20 protein-coding genes are annotated in these 23914 nt (G+C 70.9%); 18 read left to right on the plus strand and 2 right to left on the minus strand.

Annotated elements, in window-relative coordinates; translation table 11 throughout:
* Position 1: 1 nt before the first annotated feature.
* The 9 genes from KK087_RS05185 to KK087_RS05225 all read left to right on the plus strand — a co-directional run bounded on the left by KK087_RS05185 (position 2) and on the right by KK087_RS05225 (position 10588).
* On the plus strand, positions 2-1324 hold the full coding sequence (locus KK087_RS05185; RefSeq protein ID WP_214564429.1) for a hemolysin family protein: 1323 nt from the start codon (positions 2-4) through the stop codon (positions 1322-1324).
* Complete coding sequence (gene era / locus KK087_RS05190) at positions 1321-2259, plus strand: GTPase Era (protein WP_214529813.1); 939 nt, start codon at positions 1321-1323, stop codon at positions 2257-2259. The genes KK087_RS05185 and era overlap by 4 nt, the downstream gene beginning before the upstream one ends.
* Positions 2260-2332: 73 nt before the next feature.
* The gene (locus KK087_RS17830; RefSeq protein WP_214564430.1) at positions 2333-3571 is read left to right on the plus strand and encodes a sensor histidine kinase; all 1239 of its coding nucleotides are present in this window, start codon (positions 2333-2335) and stop codon (positions 3569-3571) included.
* Positions 3568-4257 (plus strand): response regulator, encoded by a 690-nt coding sequence (locus KK087_RS05200; protein ID WP_214529815.1) that lies wholly within the window; start codon positions 3568-3570, stop codon positions 4255-4257. The genes KK087_RS17830 and KK087_RS05200 overlap by 4 nt, the downstream gene beginning before the upstream one ends.
* Positions 4258-4369: 112 nt before the next feature.
* A complete protein-coding gene (locus tag KK087_RS05205) occupies positions 4370-5122 on the plus strand; it encodes an ABC transporter ATP-binding protein (protein WP_214544541.1) in 753 nt (250 codons plus the stop codon).
* Complete coding sequence (locus tag KK087_RS17835; RefSeq protein WP_214564431.1) at positions 5119-6519, plus strand: ABC transporter permease; 1401 nt, start codon at positions 5119-5121, stop codon at positions 6517-6519. Before KK087_RS05205 ends, KK087_RS17835 begins: the two co-directional genes overlap by 4 nt.
* A gap of 418 nt (positions 6520-6937) precedes the next feature.
* Complete coding sequence (gene leuA, locus KK087_RS05215) at positions 6938-8713, plus strand: 2-isopropylmalate synthase (protein WP_214529818.1); 1776 nt, start codon at positions 6938-6940, stop codon at positions 8711-8713.
* Between the two features lie 226 nt (positions 8714-8939).
* The gene (gene recO / locus KK087_RS05220) at positions 8940-9794 is read left to right on the plus strand and encodes a DNA repair protein RecO (RefSeq protein ID WP_110860438.1); all 855 of its coding nucleotides are present in this window, start codon (positions 8940-8942) and stop codon (positions 9792-9794) included.
* Positions 9791-10588, plus strand: a complete 798-nt coding sequence (locus tag KK087_RS05225) for an isoprenyl transferase (protein WP_071251399.1) — start codon at positions 9791-9793, stop codon at positions 10586-10588. Before recO ends, KK087_RS05225 begins: the two co-directional genes overlap by 4 nt.
* Before the next feature lie 68 nt (positions 10589-10656).
* Here KK087_RS05225 and KK087_RS05230 read toward each other — a convergent pair whose 3' ends face one another.
* A complete protein-coding gene (locus KK087_RS05230; protein WP_214564432.1) occupies positions 10657-11616 on the minus strand; it encodes a LysR family transcriptional regulator in 960 nt (319 codons plus the stop codon).
* Between the two features lie 70 nt (positions 11617-11686).
* Between KK087_RS05230 and KK087_RS05235 the strand changes: the two genes are divergently transcribed.
* From KK087_RS05235 to KK087_RS05250, 4 genes are all read left to right on the plus strand, one after another.
* Entirely contained in the window at positions 11687-12742 is a 1056-nt protein-coding gene (locus KK087_RS05235) for an aminotransferase class V-fold PLP-dependent enzyme (RefSeq protein WP_214564433.1), read from the plus strand.
* 107 nt (positions 12743-12849) lie between these two features.
* Positions 12850-14235, plus strand: a complete 1386-nt coding sequence (locus KK087_RS05240; protein WP_214529823.1) for a glycine--tRNA ligase — start codon at positions 12850-12852, stop codon at positions 14233-14235.
* Positions 14236-14364: 129 nt separating this feature from the next.
* Positions 14365-15099, plus strand: coding sequence for a DsbA family oxidoreductase (locus KK087_RS05245; RefSeq protein ID WP_214529824.1), 735 nt, complete (start codon positions 14365-14367; stop codon positions 15097-15099).
* Positions 15096-15305 (plus strand): hypothetical protein, encoded by a 210-nt coding sequence (locus KK087_RS05250; protein ID WP_123340411.1) that lies wholly within the window; start codon positions 15096-15098, stop codon positions 15303-15305. The genes KK087_RS05245 and KK087_RS05250 overlap by 4 nt, the downstream gene beginning before the upstream one ends.
* A gap of 119 nt (positions 15306-15424) precedes the next feature.
* Here KK087_RS05250 and KK087_RS05255 read toward each other — a convergent pair whose 3' ends face one another.
* A complete protein-coding gene (locus KK087_RS05255) occupies positions 15425-15910 on the minus strand; it encodes an aminoacyl-tRNA deacylase (protein ID WP_214529825.1) in 486 nt (161 codons plus the stop codon).
* 47 nt (positions 15911-15957) lie between these two features.
* Between KK087_RS05255 and dusB the strand changes: the two genes are divergently transcribed.
* From dusB to KK087_RS05280, 5 genes are all read left to right on the plus strand, one after another.
* The gene (gene dusB, locus KK087_RS05260) at positions 15958-17124 is read left to right on the plus strand and encodes a tRNA dihydrouridine synthase DusB (protein ID WP_214529826.1); all 1167 of its coding nucleotides are present in this window, start codon (positions 15958-15960) and stop codon (positions 17122-17124) included.
* Positions 17121-18425 carry a deoxyguanosinetriphosphate triphosphohydrolase gene (locus KK087_RS05265; RefSeq protein ID WP_214529827.1) on the plus strand — a complete coding sequence of 435 codons (1305 nt, stop codon included), beginning with the start codon at positions 17121-17123 and terminating at the stop codon, positions 18423-18425. Before dusB ends, KK087_RS05265 begins: the two co-directional genes overlap by 4 nt.
* Positions 18426-18465: 40 nt before the next feature.
* Complete coding sequence (gene dnaG / locus KK087_RS05270; protein WP_214564434.1) at positions 18466-20385, plus strand: DNA primase; 1920 nt, start codon at positions 18466-18468, stop codon at positions 20383-20385.
* A gap of 749 nt (positions 20386-21134) precedes the next feature.
* The gene (locus KK087_RS05275) at positions 21135-22766 is read left to right on the plus strand and encodes an ABC transporter substrate-binding protein (RefSeq protein ID WP_111224576.1); all 1632 of its coding nucleotides are present in this window, start codon (positions 21135-21137) and stop codon (positions 22764-22766) included.
* A gap of 48 nt (positions 22767-22814) precedes the next feature.
* Entirely contained in the window at positions 22815-23912 is a 1098-nt protein-coding gene (locus tag KK087_RS05280) for an ABC transporter permease (RefSeq protein WP_439647687.1), read from the plus strand.
* Positions 23913-23914: the final 2 nt, after the last annotated feature.

A 23914-nucleotide genomic window follows, 5' to 3' on the forward strand; every position in this document is an offset into this window, starting at 1 on the left:
GATGGTCGTCGTCGCCGGGCTGCTCGCGGTGGCGCTGGGGCTCGTCGTCCTCGGCGGGCTCCTCGCCGCGAGCGACGCCGCGCTCTCGGTGGTGTCCCGTGGCGACCTCGAGGAGATCGCCAGGGGCAACAAGCGCCGCCGTTCCATCGAGGCGATCGCGGACGACGTCGGAGCACACGTCAACGCGCTCAACTTCTTCCGTGTGCTGGCCGAGACGGCCGCCGCGGTGCTCGTCACGATCGCCCTGGTGCGCGCATTCGACAGCTGGTGGTTGGCGCTCGTCCTCTCCGCGGCCATCATGACCGCGGTGTCGTTCGTGCTGGTCGGGTCGAGCCCGCGCAGCGTCGGGCGCGCCCACGCCGAGCGGCTGATCGGTGCGACCGGCGGCATCGTCCGCGGGGTGCGCATCGTGCTCGGTCCGCTGGCCGGGCTGCTCGTCCGGATCGGCGACCGGGTCACCCCGGGCCGGGGCAGGAGCGCCTCCACGGTGTCGAGTGAGGAGCAGCTGCTCTCCCTGGTCGACGAGGCCACCGAGAGCAACGTGCTCGAGGACGAGGACCGTGAGCTCATCCACTCGGTGTTCGAGTTCAGCGACACCCTGGTGCGCGAGGTCATGGTGCCCCGCACGGACATGCGCACCGTCGACGGCGCGGACACCCTGGCAGCGGCGATGGAGCAGTTCCTGGTCTCCGGGGTGTCCCGCATGCCGGTCATCGGCAAGGACAGCGACGACGTGCGCGGCGTGCTGTACCTCCGAGACGTCGCGCGGTCGCTGTACGAGCGACCCGGGTCCGGCAGCGAACGGGTCAGCCGACTGCTCCGGCCCGCCGAGTTCGTGCCGGAGTCGAAGCACGCGGACGACACCCTGCGGCACATGCAGGTCGCCAAGAACCACCTGGTCCTGGTGGTGGACGAGTACGGCGGGGTCGCCGGGCTCGTGACGATGGAGGACCTCATCGAAGAGCTCGTCGGGGACATCTCCGACGAGTACGACCGCGCGGTCGTCGACCGCACCGAGGTCGAACCGGGCGTCTGGCGGATCTCCGCGCGCCTGCCGATCGACGAGCTCGGCGACCTGTTCGGCATCGAACTCGACGACGACGACGTCGACACCGCCGGCGGCCTGTTGACCAAGGAACTCGGACACCTGGCCGTGTCCGGTGAGACCGTCACCGTGTCCGGGGTCGTCCTGACCGCCGACCGCGTCGAGGGCAAGCGCCGCCACCTCATCACCGTGCTCGCTGAACGCACCAACGCCCTCGCCGACGTCGAGGACGCCTTCGACGACGCCGAAACCACCACGACGGGAACCACGCACGCATGACCGACCCCGACACCACCCAGGCCGGCCCGGACAAGCCCTACCGCGCGGGCTTCGTCTCGTTCGTCGGCCGTCCGAACGTCGGCAAGTCGACGCTCACCAACGCCCTGGTGGGCGAGAAGGTCGCCATCACGTCGTCGAAGCCGCAGACCACCCGACGCGCCATCCGCGGGATCGTGCACCGACCCGACGGCCAGGTCATCATCGTCGACACCCCGGGCGTGCACCGTCCGCGCACGCTGCTCGGTGAGCGGCTCAACGACCTCGTGCAGTCCACCCTGGGGGACGTCGACGTCATCGGCTTCTGCGTGCCGGCGAACGAGCCCGTCGGCCCCGGAGACCGGTTCATCAACGACACGCTCGACCAGTACCCGCGGGCGAAGAAGATCGCGATCGTCACCAAGATCGACAGCACCTCCAAGGACCGCGTCGGCGAGCAGTTGCTGGCCGTCTCGAAGCTCCGTGACTGGGACGCCGTGGTGCCGACCTCGGGCACCCGGGGCATGCAGCTCGAAGACCTGCTCGGCGTCGTCACCGGCCTGCTGCCCGAGTCGCCGCAGCTGTACGACTCGAGCGCGGTGACCGAGGAGACCGACGAGGAGCGCATCGGCGAACTCATCCGCGAGGCTGCGCTCGAGGGTGTGCGTGACGAGCTGCCGCACTCGCTCGCCGTGGTCATCGAGGACATCGTCGAACCCGACGAGGACGACGACGCCGACGGTCCCCTGCGGATCTTCGCGAACCTGTTCGTCGAGCGCGACAGCCAGAAGGCGATCGTCATCGGCCACAAGGGCGAGCGCCTGAAGGACGTCGGGTCGCGGGCACGGGTCGAGATCGAGTCGCTGCTCGGCGGCCGGCACGTCTACCTGAACATCCGCGTGAAGGTGGCCAAGGAATGGCAGCGTGACCCGAAGCAGCTCGGACGCCTCGGCTTCTGACCGCACGGCGCCGGCGGCTCGGGTCATCCGGGCGAAGGACGCGCCCGTGAGCGGCTCGCCGTACCGTGGACGGGTGTTCCGTCCCATGCTCCGCGCGCAGGTCGTCATCGACCTGGTGATCGCCGTCCTGCTCGGCGGGCTGGTCCTGGTCGCCAGCGGGCGTGGACTCGACGGTCCCCTGTCGGTCATCACCGTCGTCGGGATGACCGCCGCCCTCGCGCTCCGGCGTCTGTCGCCCGGACTCGCCCTGGCCGTGGCGTGGGTGTTCGCGGTGTTCGAGATGGTCACGGGGCAGGTCCCGGACCTGTCGAACGCGTTCATCGCCGGGGTGATGTACACGACGAGTGCCTACGGCAGCCGTCGGGTACGGCTGGCCGGGCTCGTGTCGGCGATCGTCGGCTCGGTCACCGCGGCGGCGTACATGGGCTTCGACGACTACCAGAACCGCCTCACCTACGAGACCGCCGCGGCGCCCGTGCAGGAGTCGCTGCAGGTCACGTTCTCGTTCTTCGCCGTGGTGCTGCTCCTGCTGCTGCTGCCGTGGCTCGCCGGGCTCGTGGTCCGCACCCGGCGGTCGGCGAGCATGAGCCGCGAGGCGCAGCTGCTCGCCGAGCGTGACGCCGCCCGGGCCGACCGGGCCGTGGCCGTCGAGCAGGAGCGCGTGCGGATCGCCCGCGACATGCACGACATCGTCGCTCACTCGCTCGCGGTCGTCATCGCGCAGTCCGACGGTGCCCGGTACGCCCTGAAGGCCGATCCCGCGGTCGCCGACCAGGCCCTCAGCACGATCTCGGCCACCGCCCGCCGTGCACTCGGCGACGTGCGCGAACTCCTCGGCGCGCTCCGGCACGAGCAGGGGACCGTGCCGACGCCCGAGATCGACGACATCGACCGGCTCATCGACGAGATGCGCCAGCTCGGACTCGACGTCCGTGTCGAGCGCGAGGGCGACCCCGCGGGCCTCCCGACCACCACCCAGCTCGCCGTCTACCGGATCGTGCAGGAGAGCCTGACGAACGCGTACAAGCACGGTGAGCCCGGTAGCCCGGTGCACGCCGCTCTGACCTACCGGCCGGACACGGTCGAGATCGCCGTCGTGAACCGACGTGCGGACGACGGTGTCCGCGGACCGGGTACGGGCCACGGCCTGGTCGGCATGCGGGAACGTGCCGTGATGACCGGCGGCACCATGACCGCCGGAGCCCGGGGTGACGACTTCGCGGTCGCCGTCCGGATGCCAGCAGTCCCGGCCAGCGGGCAGATGCCCCGCGGCCGCATCACCCCGACCGAGCAGGAGCACACCGCCCGATGACCACGATCCCGCACGCCGAGCAGTCGATCCGCGTCGCCCTCGTCGACGACCAGGCGCTCTTCCGCACCGGCATCCGGATGCTCATCGACTCCCAGCCCGACCTGCGCTTCGTCGGCGAGGCGGGCGACGGTGCCGAGGGTGTCGAGCTCGTCCGGCGCACCCGTCCGGACGTCGTGCTGATGGACGTCCGCATGCCGGTGATGGACGGCATCACGGCGACGGGCCACATCGTCGAGCAGTCCGGTACCGACGGCGCGAAGGTCCTCGTGTTGACCACGTTCGACTTCGACGAGGCCGCCGCCAAGGCCATCCGCGCCGGGGCGAGCGGCTTCGTGCTCAAGGACGCCGACCCCGAGTTCCTGCTCGCGGCCGTCCGCACCGTGCACGCCGGCACCGCGGTGTTCGCCGCGTCGGCCACCCGCGAGCTCCTGCGGCGCTACGACGACTCGGTCGGGCGCGCCGCCGCCGTGCCCGCGGCCTTCGCCGACCTCACCCCCCGCGAGCGGGAGATCTTCGACCTGGCCGCCCGCGGGTTCAGCAACAGCGAGATCGCCCAGCACGAGTACGTGAGCGAGGCGACCGTGAAGACACACATCTCGCGGGTCCTGACGAAGCTCGAGCTCCGGGACCGCGTGCGCCTCGTCGTGTTCGCCCACGAACACGGCCTCGTCACGAAGGCCGACTGACGCCGGGTCATCCGCGGGGATGACCCCTCCACAGGCAACCGAGCCGAGCGGACGATCCACAGGAGCCGACGGGCCGACGCGGCGGATGTCCTCCGACCGTCATCGTGGATGCATGACCACCAGCCACGCTCCGATCATCCGCCTCGACCACGTGTCCAAGCACTACGGCGACGCCGCCCGACGTGTGACGGCGCTCGACGACGTCAGCGTCGACATCGGTGCGGGGGAGTTCACCGCCGTGATGGGGCCGTCCGGGTCCGGCAAGTCGACCCTCATGCACGTCGCCGCCGGCCTCGACGCCGTGTCCGCCGGCCGGATCCAGATCGACGGCGTCGACATCACAGCCCTGGGGGACAAGGACCTCACCGAGCTGCGTCGTCGCCGACTGGGGTTCGTCTTCCAGTCGTTCAACCTCGTCCCGACGCTCGACGTCAGCGAGAACATCCGCCTGCCGTTCCTGCTCGGTGGGCACAAGCCCTCGCGAGAGGAAACCGCATGGATCGACCGGCTGGTCGAGATGCTCGGGCTCGGCAACCGTCTGACCCACCGCCCGCACCAGCTCTCCGGCGGACAGCAGCAGCGGGTCGCGATCGCGCGGGCGCTCGCATCGCGGCCGGCGGTGGTCGTCGCCGACGAGCCGACCGGCGCACTCGACTCCCGCACCGGTCGTGACGTGCTCGCGATCCTGCGCGGTGCCGTGCAGGAGTGGGGTCAGAGCGTCGTCATGGTCACGCACGACCCGGTGGCGGCTGCGAACGCCGACCGGATCCTGTTCCTGGCAGACGGCCGGATCGTCGCCGACCGTCCGGCGATGGACGCCGGCGCGATCTCCACGACGATGCTCGGGATGGAGGCAGCAGCGTGAACGGCGTCCGCTCCTTCGCCCCCACCGTCCTCGTCGCGGCGCTCGGCACCACGTTCGGCTCCGCCCTCGTCATCGCTCCGGGGATCGTGACCGAAGCACTCCGGGCCGCCGGGCTCGCCGACCTCGGGCCGATCAAGGCGATCCTGTCCGTGGTCGGGTGGCTCTTCCTCGGCATCGCCCTCTACGTCGGGGCGATCGTCACCGCGAACACCTGCGCGACGCTGATCGCCGGCCAGACCCGCATCATCGCACTGCAGCGGCTCGTCGGCGCGACCGGTGCGACCCTCCGTACGCGGATCACCCGCACCGGCCTGGTCGTCGGCGTGCTCGGCGGGGTCATCGGCGCGGTCGTGGGGACCGCGCTCTCGGCCGTGTTCGTCGTCGTCCTCCAGGGCAACCGGGTCCTGCCCGAGGCCGAGTACACGTACGTCCCGTGGGAGCTCGTGCTGCCCGTCGTGGCCGTCGTGCTCGCCACCTGGGGTGCCTTCGCCGCCGGGTCGCGCCGGGTGCTCACCGTCACGCCGCTCGAGGCGCTGTCGTCCTCCGTGGAACCGAGTCACGACGACGTCCGGTCGGGTACCGCCCGCAAGGTCTGGGCGATCGTGCTCATGGCCGGCGGCGCGGCGCTGATGCTCGTCGGGCTCGCCGCCAGCTCGCTGTCACCGATCGCGGTGCTGCCGGCGGCGCTCGGCGGGTTCGTCTCCTTCGCGGGTGTCGCCGTGGGGGCGACGATCGTGATGCCGCCCGTCCTGCAGCTGATCGGACGCATCGGCTCGCACGACCCCGTCGTCCTGCTCGCCGGACGCAATGCGATGCGTGCCCCCGGCAGGTCCTCGCGGGCGACCATCGGGCTCGTCATCGGCGTGACCCTGCTCGTCACCTTCGCGGTGGCGCTGGGGATCATGCAGCACGTGCTCGAGACCCAGATGCGCGAGCTGAGCGAGGGGAGCGCCACCCCGCAGATGATCGAGGCGCAGCGTGACCTCTTCGTGCAGATCAACGCCGTCGTCAGCGTGATCGTCGGGTTCTCCGCCGTGATCGCCGCGGTCGGGGTCGTGAACGCGCTCGCGCTCGGGGTGCTGCAGCGACGGCGGGAGCTCGGACTCCTGCGGGTGCTCGGCCTGACCGGGGCGCAGGTCCGCCGGATGATCGTCACCGAGGCCGTGCAGATGGTCGTCGCGGCCGTCGTCTCGGGGCTCGTGCTCGGCACCCTGTACGGATGGGTCGGCGGACAGACGCTGCTCGGTTCCCTCGGTACTCCGGTGACACCGGTGCTGCCGCCGTTGACCATCGGCATCGTGGTGATCGGCGCGCTGGTCCTGGCGGTCGTCGCCACCATCGCCCCGGTGCGGCGCGCGATGCGCGTCCCGCCGACCGAGGCGCTCGCGGTCGACTGAACCGACGCCCTGGTCGCACCACACGACGACACGGGAGGCCCGGTGCCAGCTGGCACCGGGCCTCCCGTGTCGTCGTGTCGTCGCGCTCACCCGCGCCGCTCACGTCCGCCGAGTGGTCACGAACCGTCGGCGGAGCGTGGCCCGGGCGACAGAACGTGACCACTCGGTGACCGACCCACGGCACGTCGTGACCACTCGGTGCTCCAGTCGGCAGCGGCCGACGAGCCCTGCGTCACACGCTTGCGCCAGGCTGGCACGCCGGTGCTACCGTGGGTGTCGATGTACTCGGCACTGCTCCTCCTTCGCTGCCGCGACGAGGCCTGACACTCCGGCCCACCTCGTCGCGGAGTCCGTCGTGGCCGCACTCACCAGAGCCCACGAACGTCGGCTCACGAACACGCGACGAAAGCGAAGAACCATGCAGAACACGCAGCAGCCCTCCGGGATGCCGATCCACAAGTACGTCCCCTTCCACGAGCAGATCACCGTCGACCTGCCGGACCGCACCTGGCCCACGAAGCGCATCGACAAGGCGCCCCGCTGGTGCGCCGTCGACCTGCGTGACGGCAACCAGGCCCTCATCGACCCGATGGACGCCGAGCGCAAGCGTGCGATGTTCGACCTCCTCGTCCGGATGGGCTACAAGGAGATCGAGGTCGGGTTCCCGAGTGCCTCGCAGACCGACTTCGACTTCGTCCGGTCACTCATCGACGAGGGCGCGATCCCGGACGACGTCACGATCCAGGTGCTGACCCAGGCGCGCGAGCACCTCATCCAGCGCACGTACGAGGCGATCGACGGCGCGAAGCAGGCCATCGTCCACCTGTACAACTCGACGAGCATCGTGCAGCGCGAGGTCGTCTTCCGCACCGACGTGCAGGGCGTGGTCGACATCGCGGTCGCCGGCGCGAAGCTCTGCAAGGCGGCCGAGGCCACGCTGCAGCACGACACGACGATCTACTACGAGTACTCGCCGGAGTCCTACACGGGCACCGAGCTCGAGGTCGCGCTCGAGATCTGCAACGCCGTGCTCGAGGTCTTCGAGCCGACGCCGGACCGCAAGGTGATCATCAACCTGCCCGCGACCGTCGAGATGGCCACGCCGAACGTCTACGCCGACTCGATCGAGTGGATGTCGCGCAACCTCGCGCACCGCCAGGACGTCATCCTGTCGCTGCACCCGCACAACGACCGCGGCACCGCGGTCGCGGCAGCCGAGCTCGGCTACATGGCCGGTGCCGACCGCATCGAGGGCTGCCTGTTCGGCAACGGTGAGCGCACCGGCAACGTCGACCTCGTCGCCCTGGGCATGAACCTGTTCACGCAGGGCATCGACCCGGAGATCTCGTTCGCCGACATCGACCAGGTCAAGCGGACCGTCGAGTACTGCAACCAGCTGCCCGTGCCGGAGCGTCAGCCGTGGGCGGGCGACCTCGTGTACACGGCCTTCAGTGGCTCGCACCAGGACGCCATCAACAAGGGCTTCGAGGCGATGAAGGCCAAGGCCGCCGCCGCGGGCAAGGACATCGACGAGATCGAGTGGGCCGTGCCGTACCTGCCCGTCGACCCGAAGGACATCGGCCGGTCGTACGAGGCCGTGATCCGCGTCAACTCGCAGTCCGGCAAGGGCGGCGTCGCCTACCTGCTCAAGACCGACCACGCCCTCGACCTGCCCCGCAAGCTGCAGATCGAGTTCTCCGGTGTCGTGCAGCGGCACACCGACACCGAGGGCGGCGAGTTCTCGTCGCAGCGGATCTGGGACGTGTTCCAGGACGAGTACCTGCCGGCTTCCGTCGACGACGAGAAGTGGGGACGGTACGAGCTCACCAAGACAGCGACGTCGAGCGACTTCGAGGGCACGACCTCGCTGTCCGTGGCGCTCCGCGTCGACGAGGGCGCGGTCACGGCCGAGGCCGTCGGCACCGGTCCCATCGACGCGTTCCTCAAGGTGCTCGCCGAGCAGGGCGTCCAGGTCACCCTGTACGACTACTCGGAGCACACGATGAGCGCCTCCGGTGACGCCAAGGCGGCGTCCTACGTCGAGCTCGACGTCGACGGCGTGCGCCTCTGGGGCGTCGGCATCGACGCCGACATCTCGACGGCCTCGCTCAAGGCGATCGTGTCCGCGGTGAACCGCGCGGTGCGTGCGGGTGCCGCGGCCGGTGCAGGCGCGCCGGAGCTCGTCTCGGCCTGAGTTCGCGACCAGGCCGGGAGGCGCGGTGCGGGTCCGTCCCGCACCGCGCCTCCCGTCTGTGCGCCCGTTCACTGCCTGACGCAAGACGCCGTCGTGTCGTCGAGACGCCACCGAAAGTCGCGGCGTCTCGACGAGCGCGCGGCGTCCGGTGAAGACGACGGCGTCTCGTCGCTGCGATCGCCCCGCACCGCACGCGGGTGTCGGCGGGGCGGGGGATACTGGGGACATGCCGCTGTACCGGGACGAGTGCGTCGTGTTGCGCACCCACAAGCTCGGGGAAGCCGACCGCATCGTCACGATGCTGTCCCGGCAGCACGGCAAGATCCGTGCGGTGGCCAAGGGCGTGCGGCGCACCGCGTCGAAGTTCGGCAGCCGGCTCGAACCGTTCATGGTCGTCGACGCCCAGTTCTACGAGGGCCGGTCGCTCGACATCGTCACCCAGGCGGAGTCCCTCGGCGCGTACGGGGCCCAGATCGTCGCCGACTACGGCGCGTACACCGCGGCCAGCGCCATGGTCGAGACCGCCGACCGTCTGAGCGAGGCCGACGCCGGGCTGCAGCAGTACCTGTTGCTCGTCGGGGCGCTCCGCTCGTTGTCGCGCGGTGAGCACCAGTCCAGCGCGACCCTCGACTCGTACCTGCTCCGCGCGATGAGCATCGCGGGGTGGGCACCCTCGTTCAGCGACTGTGCCGTGACAGGGGAGCCCGGCCCGCACTCGGCGTTCGTGGTGCAGCTCGGAGGTGTCGTCGCCGACCGTGCGGCGCCCCCGGGGACCCCACGGCTCGACCCGGCGACGCTCGGGGTGCTCGGCTCCCTGCTCGCCGGTGACTGGGCGACCGTGGACGCCACCGACGAGCGGACGCGTTCGCGGGCCTCCGGCGTGGTCGCGGCCTACGCCCAGTGGCACCTGGAACGATCGCTCCGGTCCCTGCCGCACGTCGACCGCTCCGAGCACCCGCTGCCGGTACCGCAGACCCACGGCGGACCCGAGGCGACAGCACGTGCGGTGGCCTCGACCCCGGCACCCGCCGTGCCCGAGCCCGACCCTGATCCCGCTGTCGAAGGAGCCCCCACCGCATGAGCCCCCGCCGCCCCGACGACGTCGAACCGTTCCGCCCGATCGACTGGACCGGCGAGACGCCCCCGGCGATCCCGGCCCGGTTCGTGCCGGAGCACGTGGCCATCGTCATGGACGGCAACGGCCGGTGGGCGAACGGCCGCGGGCTGACGCGCATCGAGGGGCACAAGGCTGGCGAGGCCTCGCTGCTCGACGTCGTCGCCGGCGCGATCCAGATCGGCGTCGGGCACGTGTCGGCGTACGCGTTCTCGACCGAGAACTGGAAGCGCTCCCCGGAGGAGGTCCGGTTCCTGATGGGCTTCAACCGCGACGTCATCCGCCGTCGCCGTGACCAGCTGCACCAGTGGGGCGTCAAGGTGCGGTGGGCCGGTCGGCGTCCGCGGCTGTGGCGGAGCGTCATCGACGAGCTCGAGACCGCCGAGCGGATGACCGCGGGCAACGACGTCCTCACGCTGACGATGTGCGTGAACTACGGCGGCCGGAACGAGATCGTCGACGCCGTGCGGGGCATGGCCGAGGACGTCGCAGCCGGTCGCCTGAAGCCGAGCCAAGTCACCGAGAAGGCCCTGGCGAAGCGGCTGTACGTGCCGGAGATGCCCGACGTCGACCTGTTCCTCCGCAGTTCGGGGGAGCAGCGCACGAGCAACTTCCTGCTGTGGCAGTCCGCCTACGCCGAGATGGTGTTCCTCGACCGGCTCTGGCCGGACTTCCGCCGCACCGACCTGTGGGGTGCGATCGAGGAGTACGCCAGCCGCGACCGCCGATACGGTGGCGCGGTCGACACCCCGACGGCATAGCCCAAGCCCAAGCCCAAGCCCGAGCCCGAGCCCGAGCCAAGCCCCAGCCCCGACCCCAACCGCGACCCTCACCGCGGCAGCGGGCCCTCGAGCAGGTGGGCGGCCGAGCGCACCGCGTCGAGCGCCGCACGGACGCTCGGGACCCGCTCGGCCCCTCGGGCGACGACGACCTCGACGCGTCGGGCCAGGTCGTCGTCGACGGGATCGATCGCGACCCCGGCGGGGATGACCGTCGTCGCGAGTGCCAACCGCGGGAGCAGCGCCACCCCGAGCCCGGCGGCGACGAGCCCCACCACCGCCGCCGCGTTGTCGGTCTCGAGCACGATGTCCGGGGTGAACCCGGCCGTCGCGCACGAGGCGAGCAGGTGCCCCCGGCAGCGCGGGCAGCCGCCGATCCAGCGCGCGTCGCGGTGTGATGCGAGGTCGACGACGGCGGCCGGCCCCGCGCGGCGGACCGGCCCCGCGCCTCCCGGCAGGGCCGCCCCGGTCGGCGTCACCAGTGCGAGCGGATCCCGGCCGAGCGCCCGCGTGACGAGCCCGGGGTCCGGGGTGGTCCCGACCTCGTCGCCGACGTAGGTGAAGGTGAGGGCGACGTCGACCTCACCACCGCGCAGGAGTTCGAGTGCCTCGGGCGGTTCGACCTCGACGTACGAGGTCGTCACGCCGGGCGCCGTCGCGGCGAGCCGGGCGAGCACCGCGGGCACGAGGGCGGAGGACGCGCTCGGGAACCCGGCCAGTCGCACCCGGCCGCGGGTGAGACCACCGACGGCGTCCAGGTCCTCGCGTGCTGCGGTCAGTGCGGCCTGCACGTGCAGAGCATGGTCGGCGAGCACCTGCCCCGCGTGCGTGAGGGTCGCGCCCCGCCCGCCGCGCAGGACCAGCGCGTGCCCGAGACGCTGCTCGGCCCGGGCCACCAACTGGCTGACGGCCGGCTGGCTCGACCCGAGGGCGGCGGCGGCGCGGGTGATCGACCCGCCGTCGGCCACGGCGCGCAGCACCCGGAGCAACTGGGGATCGATCTCGTCCATCACCCGATGTTATCGGTGGCACAACGAACCAGCTCTGGTGTGATGGGACGAGAACCGGGACGCTGTCCGCATGGACTCCTTCCCCGCCGGCCGCGGCTACCTCGCGGCGTGCACCGCAGGCCTGCCGACCCGCGCCACCCTCGCCGCGCAGCGCGCCGACCTCGACGCGTGGTCCCGCGCCGAGACGTCGCCGGCCGGGTACGGAGCGCTGGTCGAGCAGGGGCGTGCCCTCTTCGCCGCGCTGGTCGGCGTCCCGGCGGAGCGGGTCGCGACCGGCTCGCAGACCTCGGTGATGGCCGCGGTCGTCGCCGACGCCCTGCTGGACGGGGCCGAGGTGGTCGTCCCGGACGGTGACTTCAGCTCGGTCGTCTTCCCGTTCCTCGCCCAGGCACACCGCGGTGTCCGGGTCCGGAGCGTCCCGCTCGACCGGCTCGCCGCCTCCGTCGGGCCCGACACCGCCCTCGTCGCCTGGTCCGCGGTGCAGTCCGCCACCGGCGTGGTCACCGACCCCGACCCGGTCGTGGCCGCCGCCCGACGTGTCGGCGCCCTCACCCTCTGCGACCTCACGCAGGCGGCCGGCGTCCTGCCCGTCGACGCGGCACCGTTCGACGTGACGCTCACCCACGCCTACAAGTGGCTGTGCGCGCCGCGCGGCGTCGCCTTCATGACGCTGTCCGACACGGCCCTCGGTCGGCTCCGCCCGGTGCAGGCCGGTTGGTACGCGGGCGCGGACGTGTGGTCCTCCTGCTACGGCCCTGCCATGCACCTGGCCGACGACGCGCGTCGCTTCGACGTCTCGCCGGCCTGGCAGGCGTGGCCCGGTGCCGTGGCCGCGCTCGAGCACGCGGTCGCGCTCGACCAGCAGGCGGTCTGGAGGCACGCCACCGGTCTCGCGGATCGGCTGTGCGACGCCCTCGGGTCGCCTCGGCAGGGCGACGGGCAGGCGATCGTGACGTTCGGGGACGCCGACGGGTCGGCCCTCCGGGCCCTCACCGCTGCTGGCCTCACCGCCTCCGGGCGAGCGGGGCGACTGCGGATCGCGTTCCACCTGTGGAACGACGAGACGGACGTGACGGACGTGGCGGCCGCGTTGCGCGGGGTGGGGCCGGGCACGTCGGGAACGTGAGCGCGGAGGCCGGACGCGGGGCGGGCCTCCCGGCCCACGATCGCCGGTAGTCTTGCCCGGACCGTTTCCGCACCGAGCACCCAGCTCGGCGACCTCTGGAGCACCCTTTGGCACAGCCCTCCCGTCTCGACAGCGTCATCGCCCTGGCCAAGCGCCGCGGCTTCGTCTTCCAGTCGGGTGAGATCTACGGAGGCTCCCGCTCCGCATGGGACTACGGGCCCCTCGGCGTCGAGCTCAAGGAGAACATCAAGCGCCAGTGGTGGCAGCGGTTCGTGCGCGGCCGCGGGGACATGGTCGGCCTCGACTCCGCCGTGATCCTGCCCCGCAAGGTGTGGGAGGCCTCCGGGCACGTCGCGACCTTCACCGACCCGCTCGTGGAGTGCCTGCACTGCCACCACCGGTTCCGCGAGGACCACCTGCTCGAGGCGTTCGAGGCGAAGAAGGGCCGCGCCCCCGAGGGCGGCATGGCCGAGGTCGCCTGCCCGAACTGCGGTACCCGCGGCGAGTGGACCGAGCCCCGCGAGTTCTCCGGGATGCTCAAGACCTACCTCGGCCCGGTCGAGTCGGAAGAGGGCCTGAACTTCCTGCGCCCCGAGACCGCCCAGGGCATCTTCGTCGACTTCGCGCAGGTCGTGACGACGAGCCGGATGAAGCCCCCGTTCGGCATCGGCCAGGTCGGCAAGGCGTTCCGCAACGAGATCACGCCCGGCAACTTCATCTTCCGCACGCGCGAGTTCGAGCAGATGGAGATCGAGTACTTCGTGCCGCCGGCCTCGGCCCAGGAGCACTACGAGCAGTGGATCGCCGACTCGGTCGCGTTCTACACCGACCTCGGCATCGACCCGGAGAACCTCCGCCGCTTCGACGTGCCGGACGGCGAGCGGGCGCACTACTCCGACGCCACCGCCGACATCGAGTACCGCTTCGGCTTCACCGGCTCGGAGTGGGGCGAGCTGATGGGCGTCGCGAACCGCACCGACTTCGACCTGAACAACCACATCGAGGCGTCCGGCCAGGACCTCCGGTTCTTCGACCAGGCCGCCAACGAGAAGTACGTTCCGTACGTGATCGAGCCGTCGTTCGGGCTGACCCGTGCGCTCATGGCGTTCCTGCTCGACTCGTACCACGAGGACGAGGCGCCGAACGCGAAGGGCGGCGTCGACAAGCGCACCGTCCTGCGTCTCGACCCGCGCCTGGCCCCGGTGAAGGCCGCCGTCCTGCCGCTGTCGCGCAACGAGCAGCTCTCGCCCGTCGCCCGCGGCCTGGCCGACGACCTGCGGAAGAACTGGAACGTGGACTTCGACGACGCCGGTGCCATCGGCCGTCGCTACCGTCGCCACGACGAGATCGGTACGCCGTTCTGCATCACGGTCGACTTCGACACGCTCGAGGACAAGGCCGTCACGGTGCGCGAGCGCGACACCATGGGCCAGGAGCGGGTCTCGCTCGACCAGCTGCAGGGGTACCTGGCGCAGCGCTTGCTCGGCGCGTAGGGGGTTTCGGTTCCGCAAGACACCGGTGTTCGTGCGTTGCACACCCGCAGCCGGGTGTTCGACCTGCGAACACCGGTGTTCAGCTACCAGCGACGGGAATGCGCGCCGCACAAGCGCGTTGGGGTCAGCATGAACGACTCCGTGAAGGTCGATGTCTGGTCGGACATCGCCTGCCCCTGGTGCTACATCGGCAAGCGCAAGTTCGAGGCCGGCGTGGCCGCGTTCGGTGCCTCGAGTGAGGGCCGACCCGTCGAGGTCGAGTACCACTCCTTCGAGCTGAGCCCCGACACCCCCGTCGACTTCGAGGGCACCGAGGCCGAGTTCCTCTCCAGCCACAAGGGCATGCCCGTCGACCAGGCGCAGCAGATGCTCGACCAGGTCACGGCCATCGCCGCGGGCGTGGGCCTCGAGTACGACTTCGAGGCCATGCACCACACCAACACGGTGAAGGCCCACCAGGTCATCCACCTCGCCAAGCAGCACGGCAAGCAGCTCGAGATGGTCGAGCGCCTGTTCACCGCCTACTTCGAGCGCGGCGAGCACGTCGGCCAGGAGTCCTCGCTGGCCGACCTCGCGGCGGAGATCGGCATCGACCGCGACGAGGTCCTCAGCACCCTGCGCGACGATGCCCAGCTCGCCGCGGTCCGCGCCGACCAGGCCCAGGCGCAGGCCTACGGCATCAACGGCGTGCCGTTCTTCGTCATCGACGGCAAGTACGGCGTCTCCGGCGCGCAGGACCCGTCGGCGTTCGAGCAGGTGCTCCGCCAGGTGGTCGCGCTCCGCGAGACCACACCGGAGGAGGTCGCCTCGGCGGCCGAGCGCGCCGCGGACGACGCGAGCGCGGACGTGGCGGTGACCCGATGACGGGCGCGACGGTCACCGTCGGGGGTGGGGCGGGCCTCCCGTCCGCCCCGTCGGTCCCGGATGCGATCTCCGGTCTGGAGGCGCGCCCCGGCCTGCTCACGCTGGTCACGCCCGGCGGTGCGCCGGTCTGCGACGGTGATTCGTGCCTGATCGACGCCGGATCGTTCGCCGGTGCCGAGGGCGACTGGACCGAGGTGCCGGACTGACGCTTCCTTCGGTCGCGCGTCGCGCGCTGGTGGTCCCGCGCCCCCGTGCGGTCGTTGCGCCCCGACTCTGCGGGGCGCGACGGCTGTGCGGGGGCGCGATCCGTCGGTCGCCAGACCGATCAGTCGCGCTGCGGTTCCTCGTCGGTGATGTCGGCGACGGTCGCGCCGTAGGCGGCGACGAGCGCGTCCGCGTCGACGAAGGCGCTCGCGCCGTGCCGGCCCGCACCCAGGGCGACCCGGCGGCCGACGATGCGCTCGTCGGCGTACACCGGCAGGTCTCCCGTGGCACCGATCGGCGTGATGGTGCCGCGCTCGTACCCCGATGCCTCGAGCGCGGTGGCGGCGTCCGGCATCGAGAGCTTGTTGACGCCGACGACCGTGCGGAGCTTCTTCCACGCGATGCTGCGGCCGCCGGGCACCAGGGCGAGCAGGAACCCGCCGTCGTGGCGCTTCACCACCAGGGTCTTGACGATGTCGCCTGGGTCGATGCCGAGCAGGTCGGCGGCCTCGTGCAGGGAATTCGCGGCCGGGCGCTCGACGACCTGGACCGGCAGGCCACGGGCCTGGGCGTCGGCGTCGAACCGGGTGCTGGCGTCGGTCGTCATGTGGAGAACGCTACCGGCGCGCACCGACGTGGGAAGATGGGACAGGTATGACGATCACACAAGCACCCGCCTCGCGAGTCGGCGGCCCCCTGCGCATCGGCCCGATCGAGGTCGACGTGCCGGTCGTGCTCGCGCCGATGGCCGGGATCACGAACATGGCGTACCGCCGGCTGTGCCGCGAGTACGGCGCCGGGCTCTACGTGTGCGAGATGATCACCTCGCGTGCGCTGGTCGAACGGACCCCCGTGTCGATGCAGCTCATCCAGCACCACGAGTCGGAAGACCCGCGGTCGATCCAGCTGTACGGCGTCGAGCCGAACACCGTGGCCGAAGCGGCGTCGATCCTGGTGGGCGAGGACCGTGCGGACCACATCGACCTGAACTTCGGGTGCCCGGTCCCCAAGGTCACCCGCAAGGGCGGTGGGGCGGCCCTGCCCTGGAAGCTCGACCTGTTCCGCGAACTCGTCACCAAGACCGTCCGTGCCGCGGGCAACGTGCCGGTCACCGTGAAGATGCGCAAGGGCATCGACGAGGACCACCTGACCTACCTCGACGCCGCCCGCATCGCGCGGGATGCCGGGGTCGCCGCGGTGTCGCTGCACGCGCGCACGGCGAACGAGCACTACTCCGGGCACGCCGACTGGTCGGCGATCGCCACGCTGAAGGAGACCGTCACCGACATCCCGATCCTCGGCAACGGGGACATCTGGTCGGCGGCCGACGCGCTCCGGATGATCGACGAGACCGGCGCCGACGGCGTGGTCGTCGGGCGCGGATGCCTCGGTCGTCCCTGGCTCTTCGGCGACCTGGCCGCGGCGTTCCGCGGCGAGGGGCTGCGCTACATGCCGACCCTGGGCGAGGTCGCCGACGGGTTCCGCCGGCACGCCGAACTGCTCGTCGAGTTCTTCGGCTCCGAAGAGCACGCCTGCCGCGACATCCGGAAGCACGTGGCCTGGTACTTCAAGGGGTACCCGATCGGCAGCGACGTGCGGTCCGGCCTGGCGATGGCGTCGAGCCTGCAGGAGATCGACGACTTCCTCGGCCAGCTCGACCACGACGCGCCGTACCCCGGTGCGGGTGCCGAGGGGCCGCGCGGTCGTGCCGGGCACGCGAAGCGCACCGCGCTGCCCGACCGCTGGCTCGAGAGCCGCGACGTCGACTCCGAGTTCCGCAAGGTCCTGGCCGCCGCCGAGCTGCACCACAGCGGCGGATGAGCGCCACCGCCTCGTACGGCCCGGCCGATGCCGAGCGCTGGCTCCCCGAGGAGCACGGCAACCGCCGGTCGGACTTCGCCCGCGACCGCGCCCGGCTGCTGCACTCCAGTGCGCTCCGACGCCTGGCCGCCAAGACCCAGGTGCTCAGCCCGACCGCGGGGCTCGACTTCGCCCGCAACCGGCTGACGCACTCGCTCGAGGTCGCGCAGGTCGGCCGTGAGCTCGCCGACTCACTCGGGCTCGACCCCGACGTGGTGGACACCGCGTGCCTGGCGCACGACATCGGGCACCCGCCGTTCGGGCACAACGGCGAGACCGCCGTGAACGCCTGGGCCACCGGCATCGGCGGGTTCGAGGGCAACGCGCAGACGCTCCGGTTGCTGACGCGGCTCGAGCCGAAGGTCTACGGGCTCCGCCCCGGTGCCGGTGGTGCCGACGTCGAGCGGCCGTTCGGGCTGAACCTGACCCGCGCGTCGTTGGATGCCAGCTGCAAGTACCCGTGGCCCGCCGCGCAGGGTGTTTCCGAGGCATCGTCGGGGCGCACCAAGTTCGGCTTCTACGACGACGACCACGACGCGTTCGAGTGGCTCCGCGCCGGGGCCCCGCGTCGCCAGCGGTGCATCGAGGCGCAGGTCATGGACCTCGCCGACGACATCGCGTACTCGGTGCACGACTTCGAAGACGCCGTCGTCGCCGGGTTCATCGACGTCGCCGCCCTGGGCGACCGCGTCGGCGAGAACGACATCGTCAGCGCCATGCACGCCTGGGTGGGGGACGACCTGAGCCGCGACGAGCTGCTCGAGGCGTTCGACCGGCTCCGGGCACTGCCCCTCTGGATGACCGCGTACGACGGGTCACGCCGCGACGCCGCGCGCCTGAAGAACCTGACGTCGCAGCTGATCGGGCGCTTCGCGCGCACCGCGACGGCTGCCACCCGTGAGTCCTACGCCTCCGGATCGCTCGTGCGGTTCGCCGCCTCGGTCGTCACCCCACCAGAGATCATCGGCGAGATCGCGGTGCTCAAGGGCATCGTCGCGGCCTTCGTGATGACCCACGGCGACCGTCAGCCCGTGTACGAGGACCAGCGCCGCGTGCTCACCGAACTGCTCGACGCGCTGGCGGCGACCGGTGCGTCCGACCTCGAGCCGGGTTTCGCCGCCGACTGGCACGCCGCGGACGACGACGCCGGCCGGCTCCGTGCCGTCGTCGACCAGGTCGCCAGCCTGACCGATCAAGGTGCGCTCGCGTGGCACCGCCGTCTGGTGGTGGGCGACCGTGAACCGGTCCACATCGCCGTCTGACCGGTCCGCCGACGTCGGTTCCACGAACTAGGATCGAGGGGTGGCTGGCAGGATCGCGCGGAACGACATCGACGAGGTCCGCTTGCGTGTCAACATCGCCGACGTCGTGGGCGACTACGTCACGCTGAAGCACGCGGGCGTCGGGTCGATGAAGGGCCTCTGCCCCTTCCACGACGAACGCTCCCCGTCGTTCCACGTCCGGCCCCAGGTCGGCCGGTACCACTGCTTCGGCTGCGGCGAGGACGGCGACGTCTTCAGCTTCATCATGGCGCAGGACCACACCACCTTCGCCGAGGCCGTCGAGCGCATGGCCGCGAAGATCGGCTTCACCCTGCACTACGAAGAGGGCGACGGGCCGCGCACCGACTACAACACCCGTGCCCGGCTGATCGCGGCGAACGAGGCCGCGCTCGAGTACTTCACGTCGCAGCTCACCACGGCCGCTGCCGACCCCGCCCGCCGGTTCCTGGGGGAGCGCGGGTTCGACCCCTCGGCCGCGCAGCACTTCGGCGTCGGGTTCGCCCCGAAGTCCTACGACATGCTCAAGGACCACCTGCGTGGGCGCGGCTTCACCATGGAAGAACTCGTGTCCGCCGGTCTCGTCAGCCAGGGCGACCGTTCGCCGTACGACCGGTTCCGCGGGCGCCTGATGTGGCCCATCCGCGACGTCACCGGGGCGACGATCGGGTTCGGCGCGCGCCGGCTGCTCGAGGACGACAAGGGCCCCAAGTACCTCAACACGCCCGAGACCCCGATCTACCACAAGAGCCAGGTGCTCTACGGGCTCGACCTCGCACGCCGCGACATCTCGAAGCAGAAGCAGGTCGTCATCGTCGAGGGCTACACCGACGTGATGGCCTGTCACGTCGCGGGGGTCACGACCGCGGTCGCCACCTGCGGCACGTCGTTCGGCGTCGACCACATCAAGGTGCTCCGACCGATGCTCGGCGACCTGGCCGGAGCCGACCCGAACGCCAACGGTGAGGTCGTGTTCACGTTCGACCCGGACGAAGCCGGGCAGCGTGCCGCGTCGCGTGCGTTCGCCGAGGAACAGCGATTCGCCGCCCAGACCTACGTCGCCGTCGCGCCCGGCGGGCTCGACCCGTGCGACCTCCGGCTCGCCCGCGGTGACGACGCCATCCGCCGCCTGGTCACGAACAAGCGCCCGATGTTCGAGTTCATGATCCGTCGCACGCTCGACGGCCACGACCTCGAGACCGTCGAGGGGCGCGTCGGTGCCCTGCGGGCGGCCGCGCCCGTGCTCGCCGGCATCCGCGACCGCTCGCTGACCCAGGGCTACGTCCGCGAACTCGCCGGCTGGCTCGGCATGGAGATCCCCGAGGTCCGTCGGTCGGTCGAGACGGCCAGGCGCCGTGCGGGCTCCGCCGGGCAGGACGACCGGTCCGCGGGCTCGGGGCGCGATGGCCGTGCCGGCAACGGTACCGACGGGGCCGACACCCCCGACGAGCCCGTCGCCGGGATCCGCTCGCTGCCGAACGACCCGATCAGCCGCATGGAGCGCGACGCCGTGATGGCGATGGTGCAGCAGCCCACGTCCGTCGGCGCACCGATGCTCGGGCTCGCCGCGTCGGCCACGTTCTCGACGCCGATGCTCGCTGCGGTGCGGGACGCCGTGGTCGCCAACGTGGACGTCATCGGCGCGGGGGACTGGCTCGACCGCCTGCTGGCCGACGTGCCGGCCCCCTTGCGCACCCTGACGCACGAGCTCGCCCTCGCGCCGATCCCCGCTCGGAACGCCGAGGACCTGGCGGCCTACTGCCGGAGCATCGTCGTGGCCCTGGTCGAGCGCGACCTGCTCGCCCGGAAGGCCTCGTTGCTCGGACAGCTGCAGCGCGCCGACCCACACGAGCAGGCGGAGCGCCGCGCCGAGATCCAGCGGCAGCTCGTCGACATCGACGGGCAGCGGATGCGGTTGCGCGCCGACGCCGAGGCCTCCTAGCGCTCCTCGCGCGCCTCGAGCTCCCGCCGGCGCGTCGGGTCGTCAGCGGCCCCGAAGTCGTACGACGCACCCGACGCACGACACTCCGCCTGCCGTTCGCCCAGGTTCCGAAATCTGCGCATCTTCCGGCGTTCGAGCGGCACTTCGTGGAACCTCGGCGGGCCATGGTGGGGGCGGGACGCGACCGGACGTCGTAACCGAGGCCGTGCGGCGCGACCGCGTCGCAGCGGTGACGGGCGCTGTGGAGGTGTGGCGGGCCTCCCGGTCGATGCCCGAGGTTCCACAACACACCGCGTGCGGTGCGCCGAGATGCGGATGCGGGGCCGCACGTCCGCCGACATGCCGAGATTTCGGAACCTGGGGTGGGCGGGAGGTGTCCGCGCAACGCACGACGGGCGGGTTCGGGGGCATTCCTGTTCGGCGCGCCGAGGTTCCAGGAAACGCCGTGTGCGATGCGCCGAGGTGCCGATGCCGGGCCGGACGAGCGCCGACATGCCGAGATTTCGGAACCTGGGGCGGCCAGAGCGCCCCGGTTGCACCGCGCAACATTCCTGTGCGGCGCGCCGGACCGATGCGCACGAATCATGCATCACGCGACCGGGCCGTGCATTACAGCGGTGTAAACAAATCGCCCTCGGCTCGTTGGGTTCCGTGACAGGGTGGTACCAATGAGCGTTCCTGACCGGGCACACAGACGTTCCACCTCCGGCTCAGGGCCCTTGCATTCATCTTCAAGAGAGGCATCGAACATGGCATCCGTGTTCAAGAAGCACACAGGCACGTGGGGCAGGCGCGGCATCGCGCTCGGCGCCGGAGCAGCAGCGACGGCGCTGGTGCTGACCGGCTGCGCGAGCAGCAGCGTGAGCGACACCGAACTGAACGGCATGAGCATCGGGACGACGGACAAGGTGACGTCGCTCGACCCCGCCGGTTCCTACGACAACGGCTCCTTCGCCGTGCAGAACCAGGTGTTCCCGTTCCTGATGAACACGCCCGTGGGCAGCCCGGACGTCGAGCCGGACATCGCCACGAAGGCGGAGTTCACCGACCCGACCACCTACGAGGTCACCCTCAAGGACGGGCTCGAGTTCGCGAACGGCAACGAGCTCACGTCGAGTGACGTGAAGTTCTCGTTCGACCGTGAACTGAAGATCAACAACGAGAACGGCCCGCAGTCGCTGCTGGCCAACCTCAAGAGCATCGACACCCCGGACGACACGACCGTGGTGTTCAACCTCGACCACGCCGACCAGACCTGGCCGCAGGTGCTCTCGAGCCCCGCCGGCCCGATCGTCGACGAGGACGTGTTCTCGGCCACCGAGCTCACCAGCGCCGACGACATCGTCAAGGGCAAGGCGTTCGCCGGGCAGTACGAGATCACCTCGTACAAGGAGAACGAGACGATCCAGTACAAGGCGAACAAGGCGTACGACGGCCTCCTCGGCAAGGCGAAGACCGACGAGGTCACCGCCAGCTACTACACCAAGGAGACCGACCTCAAGCTCGCCGTGCAGAAGGGCGACGTCGACGTGGCGTACCGCTCGCTGACCCCGACCGACATCGCCGACCTCCGCAAGGACGACTCGCTGAAGGTCACCGACGGCCCCGGTGGCGAGATCCGCTACGTGGTGTTCAACCTCGACACGCAGCCCTTCGGCGCGAAGACGGACGACGCCGACGAGGCCAAGGCCCTCGCGGTCCGTCAGGCCGTGGCCGACGTCGTCGACCGCTCGGCGATCGCCGAAGAGGTCTACAACGACACCTACTCGCCGCTCTACTCGATGGTGCCGGACGGCCTCACGGGTGCGGCGAAGCCGTTCGAGGAGATGTACGGGGACGGCGACGGCGGCCCGGACGTCGACAAGGCGAAGAAGACCCTGTCCGACGCCGGTGTCACGGGGAAGGTCTCGATCGACCTGCAGTACTCGCCCGACCACTACGGCTCCACCTCGGACGACGAGTACGCGGCCCTGAAGACCCAGCTCGAGAACTCGGGCCTGTTCACCGTGAACCTGCAGTCCACGGTCTGGACGACCTACTCCGAGGAGCGCGTGAACGACGCCTACCCGGTGTACCAGCTCGGCTGGTTCCCGGACTTCTCGGACGCCGACAACTACCTGTCGCCGTTCTTCTCGAAGGACAACTTCGTCCAGAACCACTACGACGACGCCGAGATCCAGGACCTCATCGCCGCCGAGCAGCAGGAGTCCGACGCGGACAAGCGCGCCGACCTCATCGAGCAGGTGCAGGAGCGTGAGGCCACCCAGATCTCGACGCTCCCGCTGCTGCAGGGCAAGTCGGTGGCGGTCGCATCGAAGGACGTCAAGGGCCTGACCCTCGACTCCTCGTACAAGTTCCGTTACGCCACGCTCAGCAAGTAACACCAAGCCCCGCGTGCCTGTGCAACGGCGACGAAAGGCACCCACCCCGTGACCCTCAGCACCCCCGAGGCGATCGAGACCGAACCCACCAAGCCCCAGGCACAGCGACGTGCCGGCGGCGGTGGCGGCGGACTCGGCCGGTACATCCTCGTCAGATTCCTCCTCATCATCCCGACCGTCTTCATCCTGGTGACGCTCGTGTTCTTCCTGATGCGCGTGATCGGGAACCCGATCACCGCGTCCGTCGGCGGACGGCTCACCCCGGACCAGCTCCAGGAACGCCTCGCCGCCGCCGGGTACGACCGCCCGGTGCTCGTGCAGTACTTCGAGTACCTCGGCAACATCCTGCGCGGCGACTTCGGCACGACGTCGACCGACAACCGGCCGATCACCGAGGTCATCGTCACGTACGGCGGCGCGACCGCGGAGCTCGTGTTCTACGCGCTCATCGTCGCGCTGGTGATCGGCATCCCGCTCGGCATGGTCGCCGCCTACGTGCGCGACAAGTGGCCGGACGTGCTCTTCCGTGCGCTGGCGATCCTCACCTACGCGACGCCGGTGTTCTTCGGCGGGCTGCTGCTCAAGCTCGTGTTCTCGGTGTGGCTCGACTGGCTGCCGCTCGGCGACCGCGCCTCGACGCGGGTCTCGTTGATCCTCGACAACATCCCGGGGGCGAGCGGCATCTACATCGTCGACGCGCTCCGCACCGGCAACGCCCAGGTCATCGGCAACGTGCTCCAGCACGCCGTCCTGCCCGCGCTGACGCTCGGTCTGCTGACCGCCGGCATCTTCCTGCGCCTGGTGCGCGCGAACATGATCGGCTCGCTCGGCTCCGAGTACGTCGACGCCGCCCGGTCGCGCGGCGTGCGCGAGTCGCGGCTCGTCCGGACCCACGCGTTCCGTCCGGCGCTCGTCCCGATCATCACCGTGATGGGGCTGCAGATCGCGATGCTCCTGGGCGGCTCGGTGCTCACCGAGACGACCTTCGGGTGGCGTGGCCTCGGCTTCGAGCTCAACGAGTACCTGTCGGCCCGTGACTTCGTCGCGGTGCAGGGCATCGTCGCGATGCTGGCGGTGATCGTGGCGGTGACCAACTTCGTCGTCGACGTCGTCGCCGCACTGATCGACCCGAGAGTGAGGTTCTGACG

The organism is Curtobacterium aurantiacum (assembly GCF_018598555.1).
Lineage (GTDB): Bacteria > Actinomycetota > Actinomycetes > Actinomycetales > Microbacteriaceae > Curtobacterium > Curtobacterium aurantiacum.